22 protein-coding genes are annotated in these 21,653 nt (G+C 66.6%); 7 read left to right on the top strand and 15 right to left on the bottom strand.

What is annotated here, in order from left to right; all coding sequences use genetic code 11:
• Nucleotides 1-162: 162 nt before the first annotated feature.
• Nucleotides 163-324: a hypothetical protein gene (locus WFP78_RS17270; RefSeq protein ID WP_336965134.1), complete on the bottom strand. Its 162-nt coding sequence runs from the start codon at nucleotides 322-324 to the stop codon at nucleotides 163-165.
• Between WFP78_RS17270 and WFP78_RS17265 the strand changes: the two genes are divergently transcribed.
• Together WFP78_RS17265 and WFP78_RS17260 are read left to right on the top strand one after the other, a co-directional pair.
• Nucleotides 319-1,077, top strand: a complete 759-nt coding sequence (locus WFP78_RS17265; RefSeq protein ID WP_336965132.1) for a TonB-dependent receptor domain-containing protein — start codon at nucleotides 319-321, stop codon at nucleotides 1,075-1,077. The genes WFP78_RS17270 and WFP78_RS17265 overlap by 6 nt on opposite strands.
• Nucleotides 1,078-1,137: 60 nt before the next feature.
• Nucleotides 1,138-2,322 (top strand): CehA/McbA family metallohydrolase, encoded by a 1,185-nt coding sequence (locus WFP78_RS17260; RefSeq protein WP_336965130.1) that lies wholly within the window; start codon nucleotides 1,138-1,140, stop codon nucleotides 2,320-2,322.
• 96 nt (nucleotides 2,323-2,418) lie between these two features.
• On the opposite strand, the gene WFP78_RS17255 is transcribed toward WFP78_RS17260, so the two are convergent.
• From WFP78_RS17255 to WFP78_RS17240, 4 genes are read right to left on the bottom strand one after another with little or no spacing between them, the layout of a single operon-like run.
• Nucleotides 2,419-2,814, bottom strand: a complete 396-nt coding sequence (locus WFP78_RS17255; protein WP_336965128.1) for a carboxymuconolactone decarboxylase family protein — start codon at nucleotides 2,812-2,814, stop codon at nucleotides 2,419-2,421.
• A gap of 41 nt (nucleotides 2,815-2,855) precedes the next feature.
• Nucleotides 2,856-4,127: a TolC family protein gene (locus WFP78_RS17250; protein ID WP_336965126.1), complete on the bottom strand. Its 1,272-nt coding sequence runs from the start codon at nucleotides 4,125-4,127 to the stop codon at nucleotides 2,856-2,858.
• A complete protein-coding gene (locus WFP78_RS17245; RefSeq protein ID WP_336965124.1) occupies nucleotides 4,124-4,327 on the bottom strand; it encodes a YgaP family membrane protein in 204 nt (67 codons plus the stop codon). The genes WFP78_RS17250 and WFP78_RS17245 overlap by 4 nt, the downstream gene beginning before the upstream one ends.
• A gap of 31 nt (nucleotides 4,328-4,358) precedes the next feature.
• The gene (locus WFP78_RS17240) at nucleotides 4,359-5,639 is read right to left on the bottom strand and encodes an NAD(P)/FAD-dependent oxidoreductase (protein ID WP_336965121.1); all 1,281 of its coding nucleotides are present in this window, start codon (nucleotides 5,637-5,639) and stop codon (nucleotides 4,359-4,361) included.
• 102 nt (nucleotides 5,640-5,741) lie between these two features.
• Between WFP78_RS17240 and WFP78_RS17235 the strand changes: the two genes are divergently transcribed.
• The 5 genes from WFP78_RS17235 to WFP78_RS17215 all read left to right on the top strand — a co-directional run bounded on the left by WFP78_RS17235 (nucleotide 5,742) and on the right by WFP78_RS17215 (nucleotide 12,155).
• Nucleotides 5,742-6,080, top strand: coding sequence for a rhodanese-like domain-containing protein (locus tag WFP78_RS17235; RefSeq protein WP_336965119.1), 339 nt, complete (start codon nucleotides 5,742-5,744; stop codon nucleotides 6,078-6,080).
• Between the two features lie 26 nt (nucleotides 6,081-6,106).
• Nucleotides 6,107-7,132, top strand: coding sequence for an efflux RND transporter periplasmic adaptor subunit (locus WFP78_RS17230; RefSeq protein WP_336965116.1), 1,026 nt, complete (start codon nucleotides 6,107-6,109; stop codon nucleotides 7,130-7,132).
• A gap of 26 nt (nucleotides 7,133-7,158) precedes the next feature.
• Complete coding sequence (locus WFP78_RS17225; protein WP_336965113.1) at nucleotides 7,159-10,377, top strand: efflux RND transporter permease subunit; 3,219 nt, start codon at nucleotides 7,159-7,161, stop codon at nucleotides 10,375-10,377.
• Nucleotides 10,374-10,706 carry an ArsR/SmtB family transcription factor gene (locus WFP78_RS17220; RefSeq protein WP_336965110.1) on the top strand — a complete coding sequence of 111 codons (333 nt, stop codon included), beginning with the start codon at nucleotides 10,374-10,376 and terminating at the stop codon, nucleotides 10,704-10,706. The genes WFP78_RS17225 and WFP78_RS17220 overlap by 4 nt, the downstream gene beginning before the upstream one ends.
• Nucleotides 10,707-10,868: 162 nt before the next feature.
• The gene (locus WFP78_RS17215; RefSeq protein ID WP_336965107.1) at nucleotides 10,869-12,155 is read left to right on the top strand and encodes an aminotransferase class V-fold PLP-dependent enzyme; all 1,287 of its coding nucleotides are present in this window, start codon (nucleotides 10,869-10,871) and stop codon (nucleotides 12,153-12,155) included.
• Between the two features lie 136 nt (nucleotides 12,156-12,291).
• Here the strand turns inward: WFP78_RS17215 and WFP78_RS17210 are convergent, their stop codons facing one another.
• The 10 genes from WFP78_RS17210 to WFP78_RS17165 all read right to left on the bottom strand — a co-directional run bounded on the left by WFP78_RS17210 (nucleotide 12,292) and on the right by WFP78_RS17165 (nucleotide 21,642).
• Nucleotides 12,292-13,104 (bottom strand): TorF family putative porin, encoded by an 813-nt coding sequence (locus WFP78_RS17210; RefSeq protein WP_419722992.1) that lies wholly within the window; start codon nucleotides 13,102-13,104, stop codon nucleotides 12,292-12,294.
• Nucleotides 13,105-13,412: 308 nt separating this feature from the next.
• Nucleotides 13,413-14,897: a SulP family inorganic anion transporter gene (locus tag WFP78_RS17205; RefSeq protein WP_336965157.1), complete on the bottom strand. Its 1,485-nt coding sequence runs from the start codon at nucleotides 14,895-14,897 to the stop codon at nucleotides 13,413-13,415.
• 22 nt (nucleotides 14,898-14,919) lie between these two features.
• Nucleotides 14,920-15,615, bottom strand: a complete 696-nt coding sequence (locus WFP78_RS17200) for a carbonic anhydrase (RefSeq protein WP_336965102.1) — start codon at nucleotides 15,613-15,615, stop codon at nucleotides 14,920-14,922.
• Nucleotides 15,616-15,824: 209 nt separating this feature from the next.
• Nucleotides 15,825-17,159, bottom strand: coding sequence for an ATP-binding protein (locus WFP78_RS17195; protein ID WP_336965100.1), 1,335 nt, complete (start codon nucleotides 17,157-17,159; stop codon nucleotides 15,825-15,827).
• On the bottom strand, nucleotides 17,156-17,866 hold the full coding sequence (locus tag WFP78_RS17190; protein WP_336965098.1) for a response regulator transcription factor: 711 nt from the start codon (nucleotides 17,864-17,866) through the stop codon (nucleotides 17,156-17,158). The genes WFP78_RS17195 and WFP78_RS17190 overlap by 4 nt, the downstream gene beginning before the upstream one ends.
• A gap of 149 nt (nucleotides 17,867-18,015) precedes the next feature.
• Complete coding sequence (locus tag WFP78_RS17185) at nucleotides 18,016-18,483, bottom strand: hypothetical protein (protein ID WP_336965095.1); 468 nt, start codon at nucleotides 18,481-18,483, stop codon at nucleotides 18,016-18,018.
• A 272-nt stretch (nucleotides 18,484-18,755) separates the two neighbouring features.
• The gene (gene rplS / locus WFP78_RS17180; RefSeq protein ID WP_336965093.1) at nucleotides 18,756-19,124 is read right to left on the bottom strand and encodes a 50S ribosomal protein L19; all 369 of its coding nucleotides are present in this window, start codon (nucleotides 19,122-19,124) and stop codon (nucleotides 18,756-18,758) included.
• Nucleotides 19,125-19,130: 6 nt separating this feature from the next.
• Nucleotides 19,131-19,868, bottom strand: coding sequence for a tRNA (guanosine(37)-N1)-methyltransferase TrmD (gene trmD / locus WFP78_RS17175; protein WP_336965090.1), 738 nt, complete (start codon nucleotides 19,866-19,868; stop codon nucleotides 19,131-19,133).
• Nucleotides 19,865-20,146, bottom strand: a complete 282-nt coding sequence (locus WFP78_RS17170) for a hypothetical protein (protein WP_336965087.1) — start codon at nucleotides 20,144-20,146, stop codon at nucleotides 19,865-19,867. The genes trmD and WFP78_RS17170 overlap by 4 nt, the downstream gene beginning before the upstream one ends.
• Nucleotides 20,143-21,642 (bottom strand): serine hydrolase domain-containing protein, encoded by a 1,500-nt coding sequence (locus tag WFP78_RS17165; protein ID WP_419722994.1) that lies wholly within the window; start codon nucleotides 21,640-21,642, stop codon nucleotides 20,143-20,145. Before WFP78_RS17165 ends, WFP78_RS17170 begins: the two co-directional genes overlap by 4 nt.
• Nucleotides 21,643-21,653: the final 11 nt, after the last annotated feature.

Genomic DNA, 21,653 nt, shown 5'->3' with positions numbered 1-21,653 from the left:
TAGCTCCCGCTCAATCGCAGAACCCTATGAATCAGCACTTACGCCGTTTGGGAATCCTGAATGTCGATCCATCCTAGGACCTGCTGAGGTTGCAGGCCTGCTGATGGCAGTTGATTCCTACCGGCAGCAGAAGGGGCTTCTAGTTGTGAGTCCGCCCTGACATTACAAATCCAAATCGCTCGGCAAAAACCCCGCAAAAATCTTCGCCATCGCCGGATCGGTGCCCACCATCTTCCGACAGCAGGCCCACCATTCCGCCATGCCCGCACGTTCGTCGTCGGTGGATCGACTGGCGATGTCGGCTCCCGCAACTTCCAGATGCACTTTGCCGCGTCCAAGGTCATCACCCGGCCGGCGCTGGCGGATATCGCCCCGCGCCTGATCACCGCCACCAACACGCAACTGACCGCATCGGGCGGCAATCCGGACCTGAAACCCTTCGAGGCATGGCAATATGACGCGACCGCCGAATGGTATTTCGCGCCGTCCAGCGCGCTGATCGGCGGCCTGTTCTACAAGGACATCACCACCTTCGTCTTCGCGCAGACAAGGCCGTTCGTGATCGACGGGCAGGATTATCTGCTCACCGCCCCGCAAAATGGCGGCAGCGCCTATGTCTATGGTGCCGAGCTTGCCTATCAGCAGACCTTCACCTTCCTGCCCGCGCCGTTCGACGGGCTGGGCGTGCTGGCCAACTACACCCACACCCAGAGCCAGGGCACATATTCGACATCCACCGGCATCATCACCAAGGACGATATGGTCGATGTCGCCAAGGACAGCTTCAGCGCCACGCTCTTCTATGAAAAGGGCGGCGCGGCGGTGCGTTTCAGCTATTCGTGGCGCGGCAGCGTGCTGCGCGACGTGGGCGGCGCGGGGCTGGCGTCGAACAACGACCTGCCCTTCGGTTCGCTCGACTACGACATTTCCTATGACATCACGCCGAAGATCTCCGTCTCCTTCCAGGGGATCAACCTGACCGACGCGGTGCAATGGAACTATGTCCGCAACGAGCGCTTCGCGGGCTACACCAATTACGGCCGCACCTTCCTCCTGGGCGTGCGCGCCCGCTTCTGATGCCGGCAACGGGCGGTCGCCATCGCGGCCGCCTTCCCCCCTCGAACCAAAGGATCAACGATGCGCGCACGGCTGTTCCCGGCCCCCTTTTCCCTGGCCCTCCCCCTCTTCCTGACACTCTTCCCCACCACCACGGCCTTGGCCGACGCGCCCGCGATCCCGCCGGTCGCCAGCCTGAGCGCTGGCCTGTGGCTCAAGGGAGACCTGCACCTTCACTCCCGCCACAGCAAGGAGTCGACCAACAACCCCGTCGCGAAGATCATCGCCTTCGCGGAGAAGGTGGGGATGGACTATATCGACATCACCGACCACGACAATCATGTGGACGGCGACATCGCGCATCACACATGGGCCGATCCGGAATTCCATTCGAAATCCGTGCTGCTGCTCTATGGCGCCGAATGGACGACGCATCGCGGCCATGGCAACGTCTTCTCGGCCAAGCCCTATGACCATCAACGCCTGTACGACGTGCGGGACCAGCGCGATGTGAAGATCGGCGCGGTGAAGAAGGAACTGGGCATCCACCTTTCCGCCAATCATCCGATCGGCAAGGACAATTTCGGCTTCTCCTACGACCTGGTCGATTCGATCGAGGTGTGGAACTCGGCGCTGTGGCCGAAGAACTCCAATGCCATCATGATCTGGGACGACATGCTGAAATCGGGCCGCAAGCTGACCGGGCGCGGCGGCAGCGACGCGCATCATGGCGTGCCGGACACGCCCGAACAGGCGAAACCCAACAGCGTGCAGGCCACGGCCAATTATGTCGGCACGCCGACCACCTGGGTCTTCGCCACCCGGCGGACGCCGCAGGCGGTGGTGGATGCGCTGACCTACGGCCGCGTCTCGGTGAGCGCGAACCCGGAGGCGCCGCGCGTCGAATTCTACGCCGACCTGAACGATGACGGGCGGATGGACATGATGATGGGCGACAATGTCCGCGCGACCGGCCAGCCGGTCCACTTCCGCGTGCGGCTCGTCGGCCGGAACATCGCCCCCGATGCGGCCTATGTCGTCACGGTGGTGAAGAATGGGGATCGCCTGGGGAGCTACCCAGCAAGCGGGCCGACCCCCGAGATCGGTTTCACCGACACCCCGGCCGCCGCCGGGCGCAGCTATTATCGCGTCCAGGTGGAGGGCACGCCGACCCCTTATCCCGCAGTACCCGGATCAATGGCGCTGAGCGGCAATATGATCGGGCTGTCGAACCCCATCTATTTCAACTTCGATCCCAACTTCTGACCCGATCGGTCGGGCTGCCGGCCAATCGAACATGACGGGCGCCGGCATCTTCAAAGGTGCCGGCACCCGCCCGGGCGATGAAGGGAAACGCTCAGGCTATGCCCCCGCCTCCCCCGCCGCGCGGGCTTCGGCTTCAACTGGGGCTGGGGCTCCCGCCGCGAACTGGTCGAAGGCCTCGACCGCCTGCGCGGCGTACATCAGGCTCGGCCCCGCGCCCATGTAGAGCGCCATGCCCATGACCTCCATGATCTCCTCACGGGTCGCGCCATGCCGGACGGCGGCCTGACTGTGAAAGGCCACGCACCCGTCGCAGCGGATCGCCACCGAGATGGCGAGCGCGATCAGTTCCTTGGTTTTGGTGTCCAGCGTGCCGGCCTGCGTCGCCGCGCGCGCCATTGCGGAGAAGGCCCTCGTCACCTCCGGGCTGCCCAGCCGCACCTCCTTGATCGCTCCGGTCAGTTGCGCTGCCATTGCCGGCCAGTCCTTATGCATCGCGTTTCTTCCTTCTCTTCGACTTTCTCTTCATCAGCGGCTCAATAACGGCCCAAAAGGCTGAGCAGCCGATAGGCGGCAACGATACGGTCGGTCGCCGCGCGAGCAGCGCCGGCGTCGGCGGCAATCGCCTCGCGCTCGGCATCGAGCAGGTCGAGCTGCGGCTTCATGCCGACCCGAACCTCGTTGCGGACGCTGTCCAGCGCCTGGGCGGCGGCGGCGGCCTGATCGGTCGCCGCCTGCTGGACGAGCTGCGCCGTGCGCACATCCTGGAACGCGGAGATCACCTGCTCCTCGACCTGCATGCGCATGGCGCGCAGCCGCGCATCGGCCGCGCGCGCCGCACTGCCCGTTTCGGCGACCTTGCCCGACACCCGGCCGCCGCTGAACAATGCCCACCGGGCGCGGATACCCACAGTCGCGCTGTCGGCGCGGTAATCGGGGAAGAACTGGTCGCGCACGGTGGCGCCTTCCGCAAAGGCGCCGACCATGGGCAGCCGCTCGGCCCGCGCGCCGCGCGCCGCCGCCTGCGCGCCGCGCACGCCGGCCTCCGACTGCGCGAGCGCGGGATTGCCGTGCATGGCGGCATCCATCGCCTCTTCGAGCGTGGCGGGCAGCGGGGGATCGGCCGGCAAGGGCTGGAAATCCACGGGCTCAAGCCCCGTCAGATTGCGGAAATGCGCCTGCGCCGACACCTGCATGCCCTGCGCCCGGGCGAGCCCGGCGCGGGCTTCGGCCAGCCGGGCGCCGGCCTGGGCAACATCCGTGCTCGGGCTTTCGCCGGCGCGGAACTTCAGCCGGGCCTGACGCGCGATCTCGGTCATCTGGACGACCAGCCGGCCATAGAGATCGACCATCCGCGCGGCGGTCAGCACATCGCCATAGGTCTGCGTCACCGCCATCACCAGCTGGCTGCGCGTCCCGGCCTGCCCGGCCCTGGCCCCGGCAATACCGGCGCGCGCCTGATCGATGCCGGCGCTGACCCGGCCACCGGTGAAGAGCGGCTGTTCGACCGTCATCTGCGCGGCAAGCGGGGTGACGTCGGCCGCGCCAAGCCCGAAGAAATTGCGCGGATCGAGCCGGCCATAGCCGATCGTGCCGCTGAGCGTGGCGGTGGGCAGCCGCCCCGCCTGCGCCTGATCCAGACGCGCGCGGGCGGCATCGGCATCCGCATCGGCCGCGGCGACCTCCGGCGCATGGGCGATGGCGGCGGCAAGCGCCTCGTCAAGCGTGGTCGCATGCGCCGCCGTGCCGGCCGCCAACGGGGCGGCAAGCCCCAGTACCAGCCATGCCATGCGGCGCGCGCCGGTCATTTGAACGCCGTGCCCGGCCGCACGCCCATTGCCTTGAAGACTTTGGCCGCGGGACAGAATCCGGTGAAGCCGGCCTGGATCATATTGAGGCCGGCAAAGGCGCTCAGGCCGATCCACCAGGGATGGACCATGAGCGACAGGACGATCCCCAGCAGGACCACACAGCCCGCGAAGATCAAGACGGCGCGATCGAGAGTCATTGCGATATTCCTTCCCTATCGAATGCGGCATTCACATCCGCAGCTTGCGGATGCCCATCACATGCAGCGCGAGCTTTTCGTAAAAGGGCTCGCTCTCGCCCTTGCGGACCTTGCGCAGGAAATATTTCTCGAAGCCGACCTTGGCGAGGTGAACCCATTTGCCGCTGGCGGCCCAGTTGACGTTGCGCGGCGGGATTTGCGGCTGGGCGACGAAGGCGACGCCGCCATCGCCGAAATCGGCAAGGCAGACCGCGTTCCAGGTCGCCTCGGCCACGGGCTCCCTGCCATCCAGGATCGCGTCGAGATTGGCGGCGATGGCCGTCACCATGCTTTCGATCATGAAGCCGGTCTTGGGCACGCCGACGGGCACCGGCGTCGGCCCGGTCGGCGGGATCGCGACACAGACGCCCAGGGCGAAAATCTCCGGAAAGGCCGGATTGCGCTGATGCCTGTCGACCAGGATGAAGCCGCGCGGATTGGTGAGGCCCGCAATGTCGTATACCGCCGGCACGCCGCGAAAGGCCGGCAGCATCATCGAAAATCCGAATGGCAGGTCATGGGTCTTGGCGACCGCCCCGCCCTCCGCGATCTCCTCGACATGCATCATGCCGGCATCGACCCTGGCGACGCGCGCATTGGTGATCCATTTGATGTGCCGCTCGCGCAGCGTGCTTTCCAGCAGGCTCTTGGTATCGCCGACCCCGTCCAGGCCGAGATGGCCGATATAGGGTTCCGCGGTGACGAAGGTCATCGGCACCCTGTCGCGGATCTTGCGGCGGCGCAGTTCGGTGTCGAGGATCAGCGCGAATTCATAGGCCGGGCCATAGCAGGACGCGCCCTGGACCGCGCCGACCACGATCGGGCCGGGATGTTCGACAAAGCGGTCGAACGCGTCCGCCGCGGCAGAGGCATGGGCCGTCTGGCACACGGAAACGGTATGCCCGCCATCGGGCCCAAGCCCCTCGATCTCATCGAAGGCCAGGTCAGGCCCTGTTGCAATTACAATATAATCGTAATTGATGCTGGCGCCGTCATTCAGTTCAAGCCGCTTTTCGGCCGCATGCAGGCGTTTGGCGCCGACCGCGGTGAAGCCGATCTTCTTCCTGGCGAAAATCGGGGGCAGATGCACCTGGATGGCCTCCGGCGTGCGCCAGCGGACCGCCACCCAGGGGTTGGACGGCACGAAGGAATAGGTCTCCGAGTCCGCAACCATCGTCACTTCGGCGCGATCCTTGATCGCCGCCTTGATCTCATAGGCAGCGATGGTGCCGCCCAGACCCGCCCCCAGCACCACAATGTTCGGCTTGCCCATGACCCCTGCTCCTCCGCGCGGTGAATATCTGGCTTGACGGAATATAATGATTACATGATATATGCAATATACAAATTGATGATGCGGTTATGGAGACTCGGCATGTTCGGATTCGGCAAGACCAAGGCCCACAAGGAAATCGATGCGCAGACCCTGCAGGCGATGCTGGCCAAGGGCGCGGCCCTGCTCATCGACGTGCGGGAACCGGACGAATTCGCGGCCGGGCACATCGGGGGCGCAATAAACGCCCCGCTCTCGACCTTCGCGCCCCATGATCTTCCGGATGCCGCCGGGCGGACGATCGTGCTGCAATGTGCCGGCGGCAAGCGATCGGGCATGGCGCTCGACCGGTGCGCCAGCGCGCAGGCCAGCATCGACACGCATCTCGCCGGGGGCATCGGCGCCTGGAAGGCGGCCGGTTTCCCGGTCGAGCGCGGCTAAGGCATGAACCGGGGGAGGCAGGCGCAGTGACGAAATGGACATGGGCGGTCGCCGGCGCGGCGCTGGCACTCACGGCCTGCGGCGGCAACGCGCCGAAGCAGCAGCAGGCCACCGCCTTGCCCGCCGGCGAACGCCTGACGGTCGCGCTTGCCGAAACCGCGGACATGAAGGCGGTGGGCGCCGAGATCACGACGCGGGACCAGGCGCAGGCCCTTGCCCGCATCCCCGGCACGCTGGCCAGCCTTGGCGTGCGGGCCGGCGACATGGTGACAAGGGGCCAGCGGATCGGCACGATCGCCGACGCGCGGCTTGGCTATGATATCAGCGCGGCGGGCGCGCAGTTGGCCGCCACGCAGGCCGAGGCCGCCCGCGCCCGTGGCGATCTTGCCCGCGTCCAGGATCTCTACAGTCACAATGTCTATGCCAAGGCGCGGCTCGACCAGTCGGTCGCCATGGCGCGCGCGGCCGATGCCCAGGTCGCGGCGGCCCGCGCCCAGCGCAATGCGAGCGCCAGCGTCGCGGGCCAAGGCGCCGTTCTGGCACCGGCAAGCGGCCGGGTGCTGCGCGCCGATATTCCGGCAGGATCGGTGGTGGCGCCGGGCATGTCGATCGCAACCATTACCGCCGGCCCACCGATACTGCGCCTCGACCTGCCCGAATCGCTTGTCGATGCCGTCAGGGTCGGCGCCAGCGTCACCGTTGCGCCGGGCGACCTGCCCGAGGGATCGCGCCAAGGCCATGTGACTCAAGTCTATCCCGCCATCGCCGGGGGGCGGGTGCGGGTCGATGCCACGGTGTCCGGCCTCACGACGCAGGCCGTGGGGCGGCGTGTCGGCGTGACGATCGCAGTGGGGCGGCGGCGGGCGTTCATGGTCCCGCGCCGGTTCGTCTCGACGCGCTACGGTATCGACTATGTCGACATCCTCACCCCGGACCGCCGGGTCAGCGCCGTTTCCGTCCAGACCGCGCCCACCGGCGACCCCAGCATGCTGGAGATCATCAGCGGCGTCGCCGCCGGCGACATCCTGTTCGCGCCGGGGCGCCCGAAATGAACCCCAGCCCAATGAATCCCGGCCCAATGAATCTCGGCCTGTCGGGGCGCCTGACCCGCGCGACCATCGGCTCGCCGCTGACGCCCCTGTTCCTGCTGGCGGCCATCGCCATCGGCCTGCTCGCCCTGTTCACCATCCCGCGCGAGGAAGAGCCGCAGATCAGCGTGCCGATGGTCGACATCCAGGTGGCCGCGCCCGGCCTTTCGGCGCCCGATGCCGTCCAGCTCGTCGGCATCCCGCTCGAAACCATCGTCAAGAGCGTCGACGGGGTCGAGCATGTCTATACCCAGGCCGAAGATGACGGGGTGATGGTGACGGCGCGGTTCCTGGTGGGGTCGAGCCCCGAGGATGCCGCGACCCGGATCGACGAGAAGCTGCGCGCGAACTGGGATCGCATTCCCGTCGGCATCCCCGACCCCAAGGTCACGGTGCGCGGGATCGCCGACGTTCCCGCCGTCGTCCTGACGCTCTCGCCCAAAGCCGGCGCGGCCGGGCAATATGACGACCAGACGCTATACGCCCTCGCCGCCAAATTGCGGACCGAGATCGCCAAGGTCGACAATGTCGGCCTGACCTTCCTGACCGGCGGGCGCCCGGAAGAAATCCGCATCGCACCCGATCCGGCCAGGCTCGGCCAATATGGCGTCCCCCTGGGCAGCGTGATCGACGCGGCGGCCCAGGCCAATCGCAGCTTTCCCGCCGGCGACATCCGCGAAGGCGGCCAGGCGGTCGCCGTGACCGCCGGCCAGACGCTGGCTTCGGCGCAGGATGTCGGCATGCTCACCGTCCGTTCGGTGAGCGGCGCGCCCGTCTACCTGCGGGATGTCGCGTCGGTCACGCAGGGCCCGCGTGAGGATCAGGCCCGGGCCTGGCGCTGGGCGCGGGCCGACGGGCGCTGGTCGAGCGGCCCCGCCGTCAGCATCGCCATCGCCAAGCGCGCGGGCGCCAATGCCGTGCTCGTCTCCGACGCGGTGCTCCAGCGGCTCGAACGCCTCAAGGGCACGCTCATCCCCGATGGCGTCGATGTCGCGGTAACGCGCAACTATGGCGCCAGCGCGAACGAGAAGGCGAACGAGCTGCTCTTCCATCTCGCGCTCGCGACAGTCTCCATCGTCGTGCTGATCGGCTTCGCCATCGGCTGGCGCGAGGCGGCCGTGACTGCCGTGGTGATCCCCACCACCATCCTGCTGACCATGTTCGCCTCCAACCTGATGGGCTATACGATCAATCGCGTCAGCCTGTTCGCGCTGATCTTCTCGATCGGCATCCTGGTCGACGATGCGATCGTGATGATCGAGAATATCGCCCGGCACTGGGCCATGCCGGACGACCGCAGCCGCACGCAGGCCGCAATCGAGGCGGTGGCGGAGGTCGGCAACCCGACGGTGGTGGCGACCCTCACCGTCGTCGCCGCGCTGTTGCCGATGCTGTTCGTCTCCGGGCTGATGGGCCCCTATATGGCGCCGATCCCGGTCAACGCATCGGCCGCGATGGTGTTTTCCTTCTTCGTCGCGGTGGTGATCGCGCCCTGGCTGATGATCCGCTTCGCCCGCACGGCGCTGACGACGGATATGGCCCATGGGCATGACGAAAGCGGCGGCAGGCTCGGGCGCCTCTATGCCCGGGTCGCGCACCGGGTGATCGACAGCCGCGGCTCGGCCCGCAATTTCCTGATCGCGGTCGGGGTCGCGACCCTGCTCGCCTGCTCGATGTTCTATTTCAAGGCCGTGACGGTCAAGCTGCTGCCGTTCGACAACAAGTCGGAGGTCCAGATCGTGGTCGACATGCCCGAAGGCACAAGCCTGGAGGGCACCGGCCGCATGCTGGAAGACGTGACCCGCATCGCCCGCGCCCTGCCCGAGGCGACCGCGATGGAAGCCTATGCCGGCACGTCGGCGCCGTTCAACTTCAACGGTCTGGTCCGCCATTATTTCCTGCGCAGCCGCCCGGAAATGGGCGATGTCATGATGACATTGCTGCCCAAGGGCGAGCGGAACCGCTCAAGCCATCAGATCGCGCTCGACCTGCGCGCACGGCTCAAGGGGCTGAAACTGCCCGCCGGCGCCTCGATCAAGGTTGTCGAAACGCCGCCGGGGCCGCCGGTGCTCGCGACATTGCTCGCGGAAATCTATGGCCCCGACGCCAAGACCCGGCGCGCGACCGCGACCGCGCTTGAAAAGATCTTCCGTTCGATCCCCTATATCGTCGATGTCGACAACAGCTTCGGCCAGCCGCGCCCGAAACTCCGCCTGATCCCACGGCGCGACCGGATCGAATATTACGGCCTGTCCGAGCGTGACATCAACGATTCCATCGGTGCGCTGCTGGGGAGCCGGACGATCGGCTATGCGCCGCGCGGGGACGAGCGGACACCGCTGCCGATCACCATCGCGCTGCCGCAATCCGCCCGCAGCTGGACGCAGACGCTCACCGGCACGCCGGTCGCGGTGTCGCAGGGGGCAAGCGGCCCGAGCCTGATCGAGCTGGGCGCCGTGGTCGAGACACGGCAGGATCGCGGCAGCCCTTCGCTCTTCCGCCGCGACGGCCATTTTGCCGACATGGTCACGGCCGAGCTTGCGGGCGCCTATGAAGCGCCGATCTATGGCATGCTGGCGGTGGATCGCGCGGTCGATGCCTATGATTGGGCGGCGAGCGGCCTGCAGAAGCCTGTCATCCGCCTGAACGGCCAGCCCGACGATGAAAGCGCGACCAGCCTGCTCTGGGACGGCGAGTGGGAAATCACCTGGGTCACGTTCCGCGACATGGGGGCGGCGTTCATGGTCGCGCTGCTCGCCATCTACATCCTCGTCGTCGCCCAGTTCCGCAGCTTCCGGCTGCCGCTCGTCATCCTGACGCCGGTGCCGCTCACCCTTGTCGGCATCGTCATCGGCCATATGCTGTTCGGCGCGCCGTTCACCGCCACCTCGATGATCGGCTTCATCGCGCTGGCCGGCATCATCGTGCGCAACTCGATCCTGCTGGTCGATTTCATCCGGCATACAGCGACGCCGGACAGGCCGCTGCGCGATGTGCTGATCCAGGCCGGCACCATCCGCTTCAAGCCGATCGTGCTGACGGCCGCCGCCGCGATGATCGGCGCCGCCGTCATCCTGTCCGATCCGATCTTCCAGGGGCTTGCAATCTCGCTGCTATTCGGGCTGGCCTCCTCGACCTTGCTCACCGTGCTGGTTATTCCGGCGATCTATGTGGTGTTGCGTGACGATGGGAGGCCAGCAAGCAGATGACGGTGACGGACGAGATGGTTGACGTGCTGCGCGCATGCGCGGCCGAAGTCGCCGCGCTCCTTAAGCTGGTCGCGAACGAACAGCGGCTGCTGCTGCTGTGCCGCCTGCGCGAAGGCGAGGCATCGGTGGGCGAGCTGGTCGACCTGAGCGGCCTGTCTCAGTCGAGCGTTTCGCAACATCTCGCCCGCATGCGCGAGGGCGGCCTTGTCCAGACCCGGCGCGAGACGACGACCATCTTCTATCGGATCGCCGATCCCAATGTCCAGGCGCTGATCGCTTTCCTCTACGGCCAGTTCGGCCAGGGCACCGGCCCCGCGACAACCGATTAGGGCGCGTCCGGGGGCCGCATCCGTGCCCGACGGACGCCCCATTCGCGCGCGCATGGCGGCTGGGATGCGCGCCGTTCGTTTCTTCGGGCGACAGGGCATCGCGCGTCTCGCCATCCGGCCGGCGGTTGCCCCGTTTCAACCCTGACCCTTGAGGTGCCGCCGATGCTCGATCGCCGTTCCTTCCTTGCCACCGCCTCCGCAGCGGGCCTTGCCGTGGCGCCCGCCGACCTGATGGCGCAGATCGCGAGCAGCGTCGCGATGCCGCCGCCCGCATTGTTCGACAGCGATGAGGACGCCTATTGGGCGAGCCTGCGCAAACAGTTCCTGATCCCCGCCAATGTGGTGAACCTGAACAACGGCACGGTCGGCTCCTCCCCCCGCCCGGTGCTGAAGGCGGTCTATGACAGTTTCGCGCTGACCGAGCAGATGACGCAGGCGGGCGCGGAGGATTATCCGATCTGGGGCTATGGCGCCTGGACCGAATTCCGCGCGCCCTTCGCCCGCTTCGTCGGCGCGCAGACGGACCAGATCGCCATCCTGCGCAATGCGACGGAAGCGAACAATGTCATCGCAGCAGGGCTCGACCTGAAACCGGGCGACGAAGTGCTGATGAGCGACGAGGAGCATGGCAGCGGCGAGCAGCCCTGGATGCTCCGCGCCAGACGCAGCGGCATCGTCGTGAAGAAATTCACGATGCCCAAGCCGCCAAAGGGGCCGGCGGACATCCTCAATCGCATCAACGACGCGATCACGCCCAACACCCGCATCATCTTCACCAGCCATGTCAGCACCGCGACCGGCGTGGTCCTGCCCGCGAAGGAGATCGCCACGCTCGCCCGGTCGAAGGGCATCCTCTCCGCCTTCGACGGCGCCCATGCCCCGGGCATGATGGCGCTCGACATCCCGGCCATCGGCTGCGACCTCTATACCGGCTCCATGCACAAATGGCTGTTCGCGCCCAAGGGCACGGGCTTCCTCTATCTGCGCGACGAAGGCGTGATGGACCGGGTGTGGAGCACCACCGTCACCGGCGGCTGGGACGATCCCACGCGCAAGGCGGATCGCTACATGCAGATCGGCTCATCCAACATCCCGATCATGATGGGCCTGAACGCCGCCGTGGCGCTGGCGGAGCAGATCGGCATCGCGCGGATCGAGCAGCGGCATCGCCAGCTGGCCGATTATCTGCATGGCGAGATGATGAAGCGCGGCGCGGTCAGCATGACGTCGCCCGATCCGGCGATGCGCTGCGCCATCGCGACGGTCACGGTCGCGCCGGTGCTGCGCCTGGAACTGCAGGAATGGCTGTGGAAGAGCCACCGCATCCGCGTGCGCGGCGGCGAACCGAGCAAGCTGCGCCTGTCGACGCCCTATTATCTGTCGAAGGCCGATATCGACCGCTTCCTGGAACGGTTCGACGCCTTCCGGACGATGAAGGGCATCGCCTGAACAGCCCTGCCCTTCCCCCTGACAGCCAAGATGCCGGGCCTGGCGAACCAGACCCGGCACCTGCCCATCGGGCTTTCGCCCGAAACAAGGGAGCGCCCCGAAACGCGGGGCGCCCAAAATCAGAAGGCGCCCGAAATCAGAAGGCAATCGAGGCGGAGAAGAGAATCTTGCCCGATGCGATGGACGAGCCATCCTTGGTCGAGGAGAAGTTGGGCAGCAGATAGGCCGATTGCGATTTGCTGATGTCGGTATCGACATAGGCGACGCCCAGCGTGGCCGGGCCGACGGCCAGGTCGGCGCCCAGCATCCAGTCCCAATATTTGCCCGTCGGCGCGATGCTGGTGCCATTGGGGCCAAGGCCGGGGTTACCGTCCGAATAGCCGATATGGCCCTTCAGCGTCAGCGGCGTGTTCGGAATGCCCGAGCTGACGTCGCCCCACAGGTAGAGATTGTCTTCCTTGTCGCCCGCACGACTCTGCGGCGTGTTGGACCAGTTGCCCAGCGCTTCCTGCTTGGGCGCATAGGCGACGCCGGCGAGCAGCTTGACCGGGCCGGCCGTGCCGCTCAGCTTCACATAGGGTTCGGCGAAATCGGTGTTCGAGAAACCGCCCGGATACATGTACCAGGTCACGCCCACATCCAGCGTGCCGCTGCCGACCGGGAAGCTGTAGCCGCCATAGATGTCCAGCTCCATATTGGCGCCGCCAAAGGTGCCCCAGCCGGAAAGGTTGGACGCCCAGGTGCCGACATAAAGGCCGCTTTCATGCGTGATCGTGGCCCCGCCCTGGATCGCCATTTCCTCGTCGCTCTGCGACACGCCACGGAAGCGATAGTCGGAAACCAGGCCGACGCTGCCGGTAACGGTGACGGGGCCAGAGGGCTCTTCCTGGGCGAGAGCCGGTGCGCTCGACATCAGCGCACATGCGGCGCAAGCGAGATAGAATTTCATGAACATTCCCCTTTGGAAAAAGAAATGTTCCACCCTGCGTCCGATCGTTCATCCATCTCAAGACCGAAGTCATGGCGATGAATCGATCGGATGAACAAGCGTTATTCGCAACTGCAAAAATTTTACATGGAAGATCTAATGCATCATTAAACAATCACCGCCCTGTGCCGATGAAGCAACGGTTTATTGCTCTATTATTTCCGGTTTCTTGGATAATATTTCCACTTTGATGCCAGAATATGTCCGGGCCGGAAGCCTGTGACTTCCGGCCCGGACATAGGGTTCGCAGCCGTCAGCGCGCCATTGCTCTAATGGCCGACATAGCGGCGCAGGCGATCCGTGCCGCCGGCCAGCTCCACAGCGCCGCCCGCACGCCGCCGGCGTTCGATCCACTCGCGCATCATCTCCGCGCAGGTATGGTCGACATGGGACAAACGCTCCATGTTGAGACGCACGAACTGCCCGGCCGGCGCCTCTTCCAGCTTTGCCGAGAGCCTGGGAAGGGAGAGGAAGGTCGCCGATCCGCCCAGCGATATCTCATGGGCATCCCCCTGCTTCTGCTCGTCCATCGTCAGGCCCAGGCGGCGGACATGCGGCAGCAGTTCCAGCAGCGACAGCGCAAGGCCGGTGAGCACGCCGGTCAGCAGATCGGTGGCGACCACCATTACCAGCGTCACCGCCCAGATGATCGCGGGCAGCGGGCCATATTGGTGGAAGAGATGCTTCACATGGTCGACGCTGATCAGGCGGACGCCGGTGACGACCAGAATGCCCGCCAGCGCCGCCATCGGGATTTCCCGCAGCAGCCAGGGAAGCAGCGCCACGAAGGCCAATATCCAGACGCCGTGGAGGATCGCGGAGAGCCGCGTCACCGCGCCCGCCTGCACATTGGCGGAGCTGCGGACGATCACGCCCGTCATCGGGATGGCGCCCGCCGCACCGCACAGCAGGTTGCCGAAGCCCTGCGCGCGCAGTTCCTTATTGTAGTCGGTCCGCGCCCCGTCATGCATGCGGTCCACCGCCGCCGCCGACAGCAGCGTTTCGGCGCTGGCGATGAAGGCGATGGCCAGCGCCGTCATGATGACGGCGGGATTGGCGAACTGCGCCCAGAAGCCGGCTTCGGGCAGGCTGATCGCCGCCACGATGGATTCGGGCACGGTCACGCGCGCCACCGGCAGGGCAAAGGCAAAGGCGATGATCGTCGCCAGCATCACGCCGACCAGCGCGCCCGGCACGAGCCGAAGCGCCGCCGGGCGGAATTTCTCCCACGCCAGCATGCCGCCGATGGTCGTCAGGCCGACCAGGAAGGCCAGCAGGGCGGGCTGATTGTCGAGGCCAAGAAGCTGGCCCGGCATCGCCAGCAGATTGGCAAGGCCGCTGGGCAACGGCTTGTCGTCGAACAGCACATGGAACTGGCCGACGACGATCAAGATGCCGATGCCCGCCAGCATGCCATGCACAACCGCCGGCGAGATGGCGCGGAACCATCCGCCCGCGCGCAGGATGCCGGCGATCACCTGGATCGCGCCGGCAAGGATCAGGATGGGGCCAAGGGCGGAAAGCCCCTGATCCCGGACGATTTCAAACACGATGACGGCAAGGCCGGCCGCCGGACCGCTGACCTGCAGCGGCGATCCGGCCAGGAAACCGACGACAAGGCCGCCGATGATGCCGGTGATGAGCCCCTTTTCGGCCGGCACACCGGACGCGACGGCGATCCCCATGCACAGGGGCATCGCCACCAGGAAGACAACGATGGATGCCGTGAAATCGCGGCTGAAACTTTTGGGCATGGGAATGGCCACCGGGCGCTCCTTATTCCGCGGCCTGAAGATAATCGGTGTCGGACGCGCGCCGCTCCGCATGCGGCAACGCAACCGGCATGGGGGCGCCCTCCCGCATCGGCAGGAAGCGGCCCGTCTCACCGTCAAGGCCCAGCACGACGCCGGCATGGATGTCCACGAACCAGCCGTGCAGCGCGATCACGCCCCGCGCGATGCCCGCCGCCACGGACGGATGGGTGCGCAGATGGGCCAGCTGGCCCACGACATTTTCCAGGCTGACCGTGCGGATACGCTCATGATCCGACATATCGGGATAGCTTTCGCGCGCGACCTTCTGGGCGGCATGGCTGTGCTTCAACCAGGCCGCGACATTGGGCATGCCCACCAGTGCCTCTTCATGCACCAGCGCCTTCATCGCGCCGCAGTCCGAATGGCCGCAGACGATGATGTCGCGCACGCCCAGCGCCACGACCGCGAATTCGACGGTCGAGGACACGCCGCCATTCTGCGTCGAATAAGGCGGAACGATATTGCCGGCGTTGCGGCACACGAACAGGTCGCCCGGCTCCGCCTGCATGATATGCTCCGGCACGATGCGGCTGTCCGCGCAGGAGATCATCAGCGCCTTGGGGCTCTGACCGTCGCTCGCGAGACGGTTGTAGAGGGCGCTCTGGTTGGGGAAGACATGCTTCTCGAAACTGTAAACGCGTCCAATGAGCTCGTTCATGATGTGCTCGCTCCGTGATGATATCCGCCGCCCCTGCCAGGGAACAGGCAGGGGTCTTGCGATTGTCGGAGAATAGGGATGCGGTTTTGCTGCGGCGCAGCGGATTTGTGAGGAATTATGTCTGAACGGCAGGATCGGCGCGCGATGCAACCGCCGAGGCTTGCGCCGGCCGGAAATGAGCGGCGGACGGAGCACGCCGCCCCGCTCATTCAGGCCGCGACGGCGGCAATCTCCTTCGGCAGCCGGACCGTGACGCACAGCCCCCCCTGCGCCCGATTGGCGAGGCTCAGCCCGCCCCCTTCCCGCTCGATCGCGCGGACGGAAATGGCCAGCCCCAGCCCCAGCCCGCCGGTATTGCGGCCGCGCGCCGGGTCCAGCCGGACGAAGGGCTTGAGCACCTCCTCCAGCTTGTCCGGCGCGATGCCCGGCCCGTCATCCTCGACGACGATCACCAGAGCACCGTCATCCGCCCCCACGGTCACCGCGACCCGGTCGCCATATTTCGCGGCATTCTCCACGATGTTGCGCATGGCGCGCTTGAAGCCGACCGGCCGGATGGCGCTCTCCACATGGTCGAGGCCGGCATAGGTCGCGACGCCGCCGGCATCCTCCACCTCGTCCACCAGCGTCGCCATCATCACGGCGATGTCGACCCGCTGGCGCGGCTCGGGATCGTCCTCTCCGCCCAGATAGGCCAGCAGGGAGGACACCATGCCCTCCATTTCCCGGACATCGGTGCTGATCGCGCTGCGCAGCCGGGCGTCGCCGATCGCCTCCGCCCGCAATTGCAGGCGGCTGAGCGGCGTGCGCAGATCATGGCCCACCGCGGCGAGCGCTTCCGTGCGATCGGCGATCAGCGAATGGATGCGCGCCTGCATGTCGTTGAAGGCACGGATGAGCCCGCGCACCTCGCCGCCGCCCTGCTCGGGCACCGGCTCCACCTCCTGCCCATGGCCGATCAGCGCGGCGGCCTTTGAAAGCGTGCGCACCGGGCGCAGGGTCCAGCGGATGAGCAGGATGGCAATCAGGCTGGCGCCGGTGGCGATCACCCCCATCATCGCGAACCAGGTGACGCGGAACTTGCCCTCGTCCACCAGCTGCGGCGCCTTGAAGGCAATCCAGCTGCCGTCGGCCAGCATCATGCCGCCGGCCACGGTGCCGCCCCGCCCCGGCTCCTTCAGATAGAGGTGCAGGCTATGGTCGTTGAGCGTCGGCTCCCATGCCGTGATCTGATCCCGCATATCGATGAGCGCGGCGGACATCGGCGGCGTGGGCGGCATGGTGGGCAGCCAGCGAACCGTGAAATTCTTGCTGGAGAGGCGGGCCGCGACTACGGGCCGTTCCGCCGGGTTCCGCTGGATCATCACCCGGCTGGCGGAGGCGAGATGCTCGGCGACCCGATGCGCCTCGTCCTCGCGCACGCGCAGGCTGCTCGCGCGGTCGTACAGGACCGTGCTGGCGCAGAATTCGATCAGGATCGTCAGCAGGACAATGGCCAGGATACGCCCGACCAGCCCCACCGACGGATGCAACCATGCGTTCAAACGCGCTCCACTTCGGCGCTGAACATATAGCCGATGCCGCGCACCGTCACGATCGGGGCCGTGCCGCCGGTCTGGGATATCTTGCGGCGCAGGCGGCTGATGAGCACATCGACGCTGCGGTCGGAACTGTCGCCCAGCCGCGCGCGGGACATTTCGATGAGCCGTTCGCGCGCGATCACCCGCTGGGGGTTGTCGATCAGGGTGGTGAGCAGGTCGAACTCCGCACCGGTCAGGTCGACGGCGGCGCCGCTGGGCGACCGGACCTCGCGGCGGGGGAAATCCACCGTCCAGCCATCGAAGCGCGCCTCGCGCCGGCCGGCGCCCTCATGCTGGCGATCCATCCGTCCGCGCCGCAGGATGGCGCGGATGCGGGCGATCAGCTCGCGGGTGTCGAAGGGCTTGGCCAGATAATCGTCCGCGCCCAGCTCCAGCCCGATGACGCGATCCACCTCCGTGCCCTTGGCGCTGACGAAGATGATCGGCACGTCGCTCTGCTGGCGGATCTGGCGGCACAGGTCCAGGCCCTGCGTGCCGGGCAGCATGACGTCCAGGATGACAACGTCGATGGGCATGTCGTTCAGCACATTCCACATTTCCGGCGCGGAACCGGCTGGGCGGCCGACAAAGCCATTCTGCTGCAAGGACCGCATCACCAGAGTCCGCAATGCGGGATCGTCTTCGACAATCAGTACGTTGGGGGCAGTCATCAGGAACAGGGGCCTTTGTAACAGGGCATTGACTTAGAAGTCCCGGCGGCATGTTTCAACCGGGACATGATGGCATGCCCCGGCGCCATGCCGGGGCCGGACGCCCCCGACAGGTCTGCTGCCGGGGGGCCTCCATGATGGGCAGTGCGTCAGCCGGCCTTGCCGGCCAGTCGCGCCACGCCATCCAGTTCACCCATCAACGCGCCACGGTCCTGTTCGGCTGCAAGCGTGCCTTGCGCGCGCTGCTTGTCGGCATGGCGCGCGATCTGCGCGTCGATGCGACCCCTGGCGTCGGCGCAGCGGCCCATTTCGGTGCCGCTGGTGCCGGCCAGCTGATGCACGGGCTTGGCGAGCGCGCCGATGGCGCCATCGGCCCCATGGACTTCGCGGGCGACCACCACGCTCGCCTGCCAGCGGCATACGGGCAGAAGCTGGCGCGCGGCATGCTTAGGTGCGATCTCGTCGGTCGTGACCGCCCACTGGGTCTTGTAGGTCGCCTTCACGGGCATGGCGGCGTGCGGCACATCGGCCTGATGGACGACGGTGCCGGCGGAGGCGGCGGCGGGGATCGCGGCAAGGCAGAGCAGCGCGCCCCCGATGCGGAGGTTTCGGTTCATATGCGTCTCCTTAGAAAGGCCCGACGGTCTGAACGCGCCGGTGCTGGACATTATCTAGAGACGCAGGGTGTCTCGCCTATGATCGGGCTGTTACAAAATATTGCTGGCCGGAAATGAACCCCAAGTTTTTGATTCCACGGCAATATCGGAGAAACGCAGATGGCCGCCCGAACCGCCGGCAAGGCCCCGACCCGCCGGCAAAACAAAAGGGGCGCCGGAATGACCCGGCGCCCCCTGTTTTTTTTCGAACATCGCGATGCGATGCGAAGCGATCAGCCCTCGGTACGGACGTCGCGACGCTCGGCGATGCGCGCGCGCTTGCCGGTGCGGCCGCGCAGATAATAAAGCTTTGCACGACGCACCACGCCGCGACGGACGACGGTGATCGAATCGATGTTCGGCGAGTAGAGCGGGAACACGCGCTCCACGCCTTCACCGAACGAAATCTTGCGCACGGTGAAGTTGCTGCCCATGCCCTTGTTCGAGCGGGCGATGCACACGCCTTCATAATTCTGGACGCGGCTGCGGTCGCCTTCGACGACCTTCACGCCGACGCGCAGCGTGTCACCGGGGCGGAATTCCGGAATGTCCTTGGCGAGGGCGGCGATGTTCTCCGCCTCGATCTGCTGGATGAGGTTCATGTGCCTCTAGTCCTTCTTCGTTCGTTGCGCACCAGAGGGCGACCCGACCCGAACGTCCCTGTGACGCTCCCAAAGGTCCGGCCGCCTTAGCCGTGTATCATCCTCGGCCCGTTGTTTCCGCCAGGCCGCGATCTTCGCATGATCCCCCGATCGCAACACCTGCGGGATCGTGCGCCCTTCCCACTCAGCGGGTCGGGTATAGTGCGGATATTCAAGGAGGCCGCTTTCGAAGCTCTCCTCATCCCCACTGGAAGCGGCGCCCATTACACCGGGAAGCAGCCGGATGCAAGCATCCAGCAGCATCAGCGCGCCCATTTCCCCGCCCGACAGGATGATGTCGCCCATGGAGAGCTGCTCGACCGGGCGCCCTTCGAAAATCCGCTCGTCAAACCCCTCGAAACGGCCGCAGAGGATGGTCGCGCCGGGGCCGGAGGCAAGCGCGCGGACACGGGCCTGCGTCACCGGCGCGCCGCGCGGCGTCATGGCGACCACGGGCAAATCCGGCCGGCGTGCCAGCGCATGGTCGACGGCGCTCGCCAGCACATCGACACGCAGCACCATGCCGGCGCCGCCGCCCGCCGGCGTGTCGTCCACCGACTTGTGCCGGTCCAGGGCGAAATCGCGGATCTGGATGGGATCGCACGACCATTTCCCCTCCCCCAGCGCCCGACCGGCAAGCGACGTGCCAAGGGGGCCGGGGAACATTTCCGGGTAAAGCGTCAATATCTGGGCAGCGAATGTCATGCGGCACGCCTGGCCCAGAACCAGCCGAGCGCCACCCCGCATGTCAACGCGACCACGCCGGCGACCAGCATGCCCACGCCCATCGCCATCTGCAGGTCGGCGATCGGGGACATGGGGTTCAGCAGCGCCGGCACGATGAACAGCATCGGCGCGGTGATGGCCAGCATCACGCCGGCAAGCACCCGCTGCCACCGCCGCCACCGCAGCGTGAACAACCGCCAGCCAGCGCCCACCAGCGAGGCGAGATAGAGCCAGGGGAGGAATGCGGTAAAGGTCACTGGCTGATCCCGGAGAATTTGAGTTCCTGAATGGCCACGGCGCGCGTCGGCGCGAGCAGGATTTCGCCCTGCACCCGGCCGGTGGCGCATGTCCAGGTGAAGCTGCCGGACATCGCGCCCGTCGGCGTGATCGGCGCATCCGTCGTGCAGGCGCCGACATTCGCTTTCACCGCGGCGATCGCCCTGGCCCAGGCAGGCGCGTCCCTGTCCATCAGGACATTCATCGCCAGATTGTCCTTCGCCGCCATGATGTCGCCCGCCGCATAGATACGCCCGGCGGCGGCATAGCCCTGCGCCAGCAACGGCGAGACGGGCATGTCCCGCCCGACCAGCGCGCCGGCTCTTTGCAGCGCCACCGCCGCATCCCATGCCGCCGGCGCCCCGCCATTATAGGTGCGGTTGGTGAAGACAAAGATGCCTATCCCCGATTGCGGCATCAGCAGCACATGGCTGCCATAGCCGGGATAGCCGCCGCCATGGCTTAGCGTCAGGCCAAGGTCGCAATCCTGCGCAATCCGCATGCCGAAACCATAGGCAGCGGCAAGGCGGCAGGCGCCCGGCCCGCTCTTGCCGGTGCGCTGGGCGATGCTCATGAAATTGCTGCCCTCCGCCAGCATGCGCACCGAGGCCCGGCCGACCGGGCCGGCTTCCGCCCCATCGCGCGGCGGCCAGGCGGAGAGCAGGAAAGCGACATAGCGGGCATAATCGTTCGCGCTCACCTGCAACCCGCCCATGGCGTTGAAGGCGCCGTCCGCCATGGTCGGCTCTTCCTTCCACTGCCCGTCCTCCCAGCGCCCCTCCTCCCAACGATAGCCGATGGCGCGGCGTTCGGCCGGAGCCTCCGTCACTTCGAAACCGCTGGCGGTCATGCCGAGCGGCGTCAGGATGTTGCGCTCGACATAGCTGCGATAGGGCATGTCGGCGATATTGGCGACGATCCGCCCCAGCACCGCAAAACCGAAATTGGAATATTCATAACCCGTGCCGGCCGCGCCGCTGAACGGCACGCCCTCTTTCAGCATCCTGGTGAATTCCGCCTGGCTCAGCGGCTGCTGCCGGTCGCCCCAGGGATTGTCGGTGACGAAGCCGGCGCTATGCGTCAGCAGATCGCGGATGCGGATGCGCGGCGCATCGGCGGTCGGATAGGTCCAGCCGCGCATTTCCGGCACATATTTTTCCGCAAGGTCGTCGAGCGAGAGCTTTCCCTGTTCGCGCAGCTTCAGGATGGAGAGCGCGGTGAAGCTCTTGGTCATCGACGCGATGCGGAACAGGCTGTCGGGCGTGACCGGGCGTTTCTGCACGATGTCCTGCACGCCCAGCCCCTTCACATGCACCAGCCGGCCATCCGCCACGATGCCGTAGACAAGCCCCGGCGCGTGGCTGTCCAGTTGGAAGTCGGCGAAGATGCGGTCGATCTGGGGAATCGCGGCGGCGATCTTCGGGGGGATGGACGTGGGCTGTTGCGCGAAGACAGGGGCAAGCGGCGCGACCAACATGGGTATGGCAA

It is taken from the genome of Sphingobium aquiterrae, assembly GCF_037154135.1.
GTDB classification, from domain to species: domain Bacteria; phylum Pseudomonadota; class Alphaproteobacteria; order Sphingomonadales; family Sphingomonadaceae; genus Sphingobium; species Sphingobium aquiterrae.
This window is presented reverse-complemented; position numbering and strand designations above follow the sequence as displayed.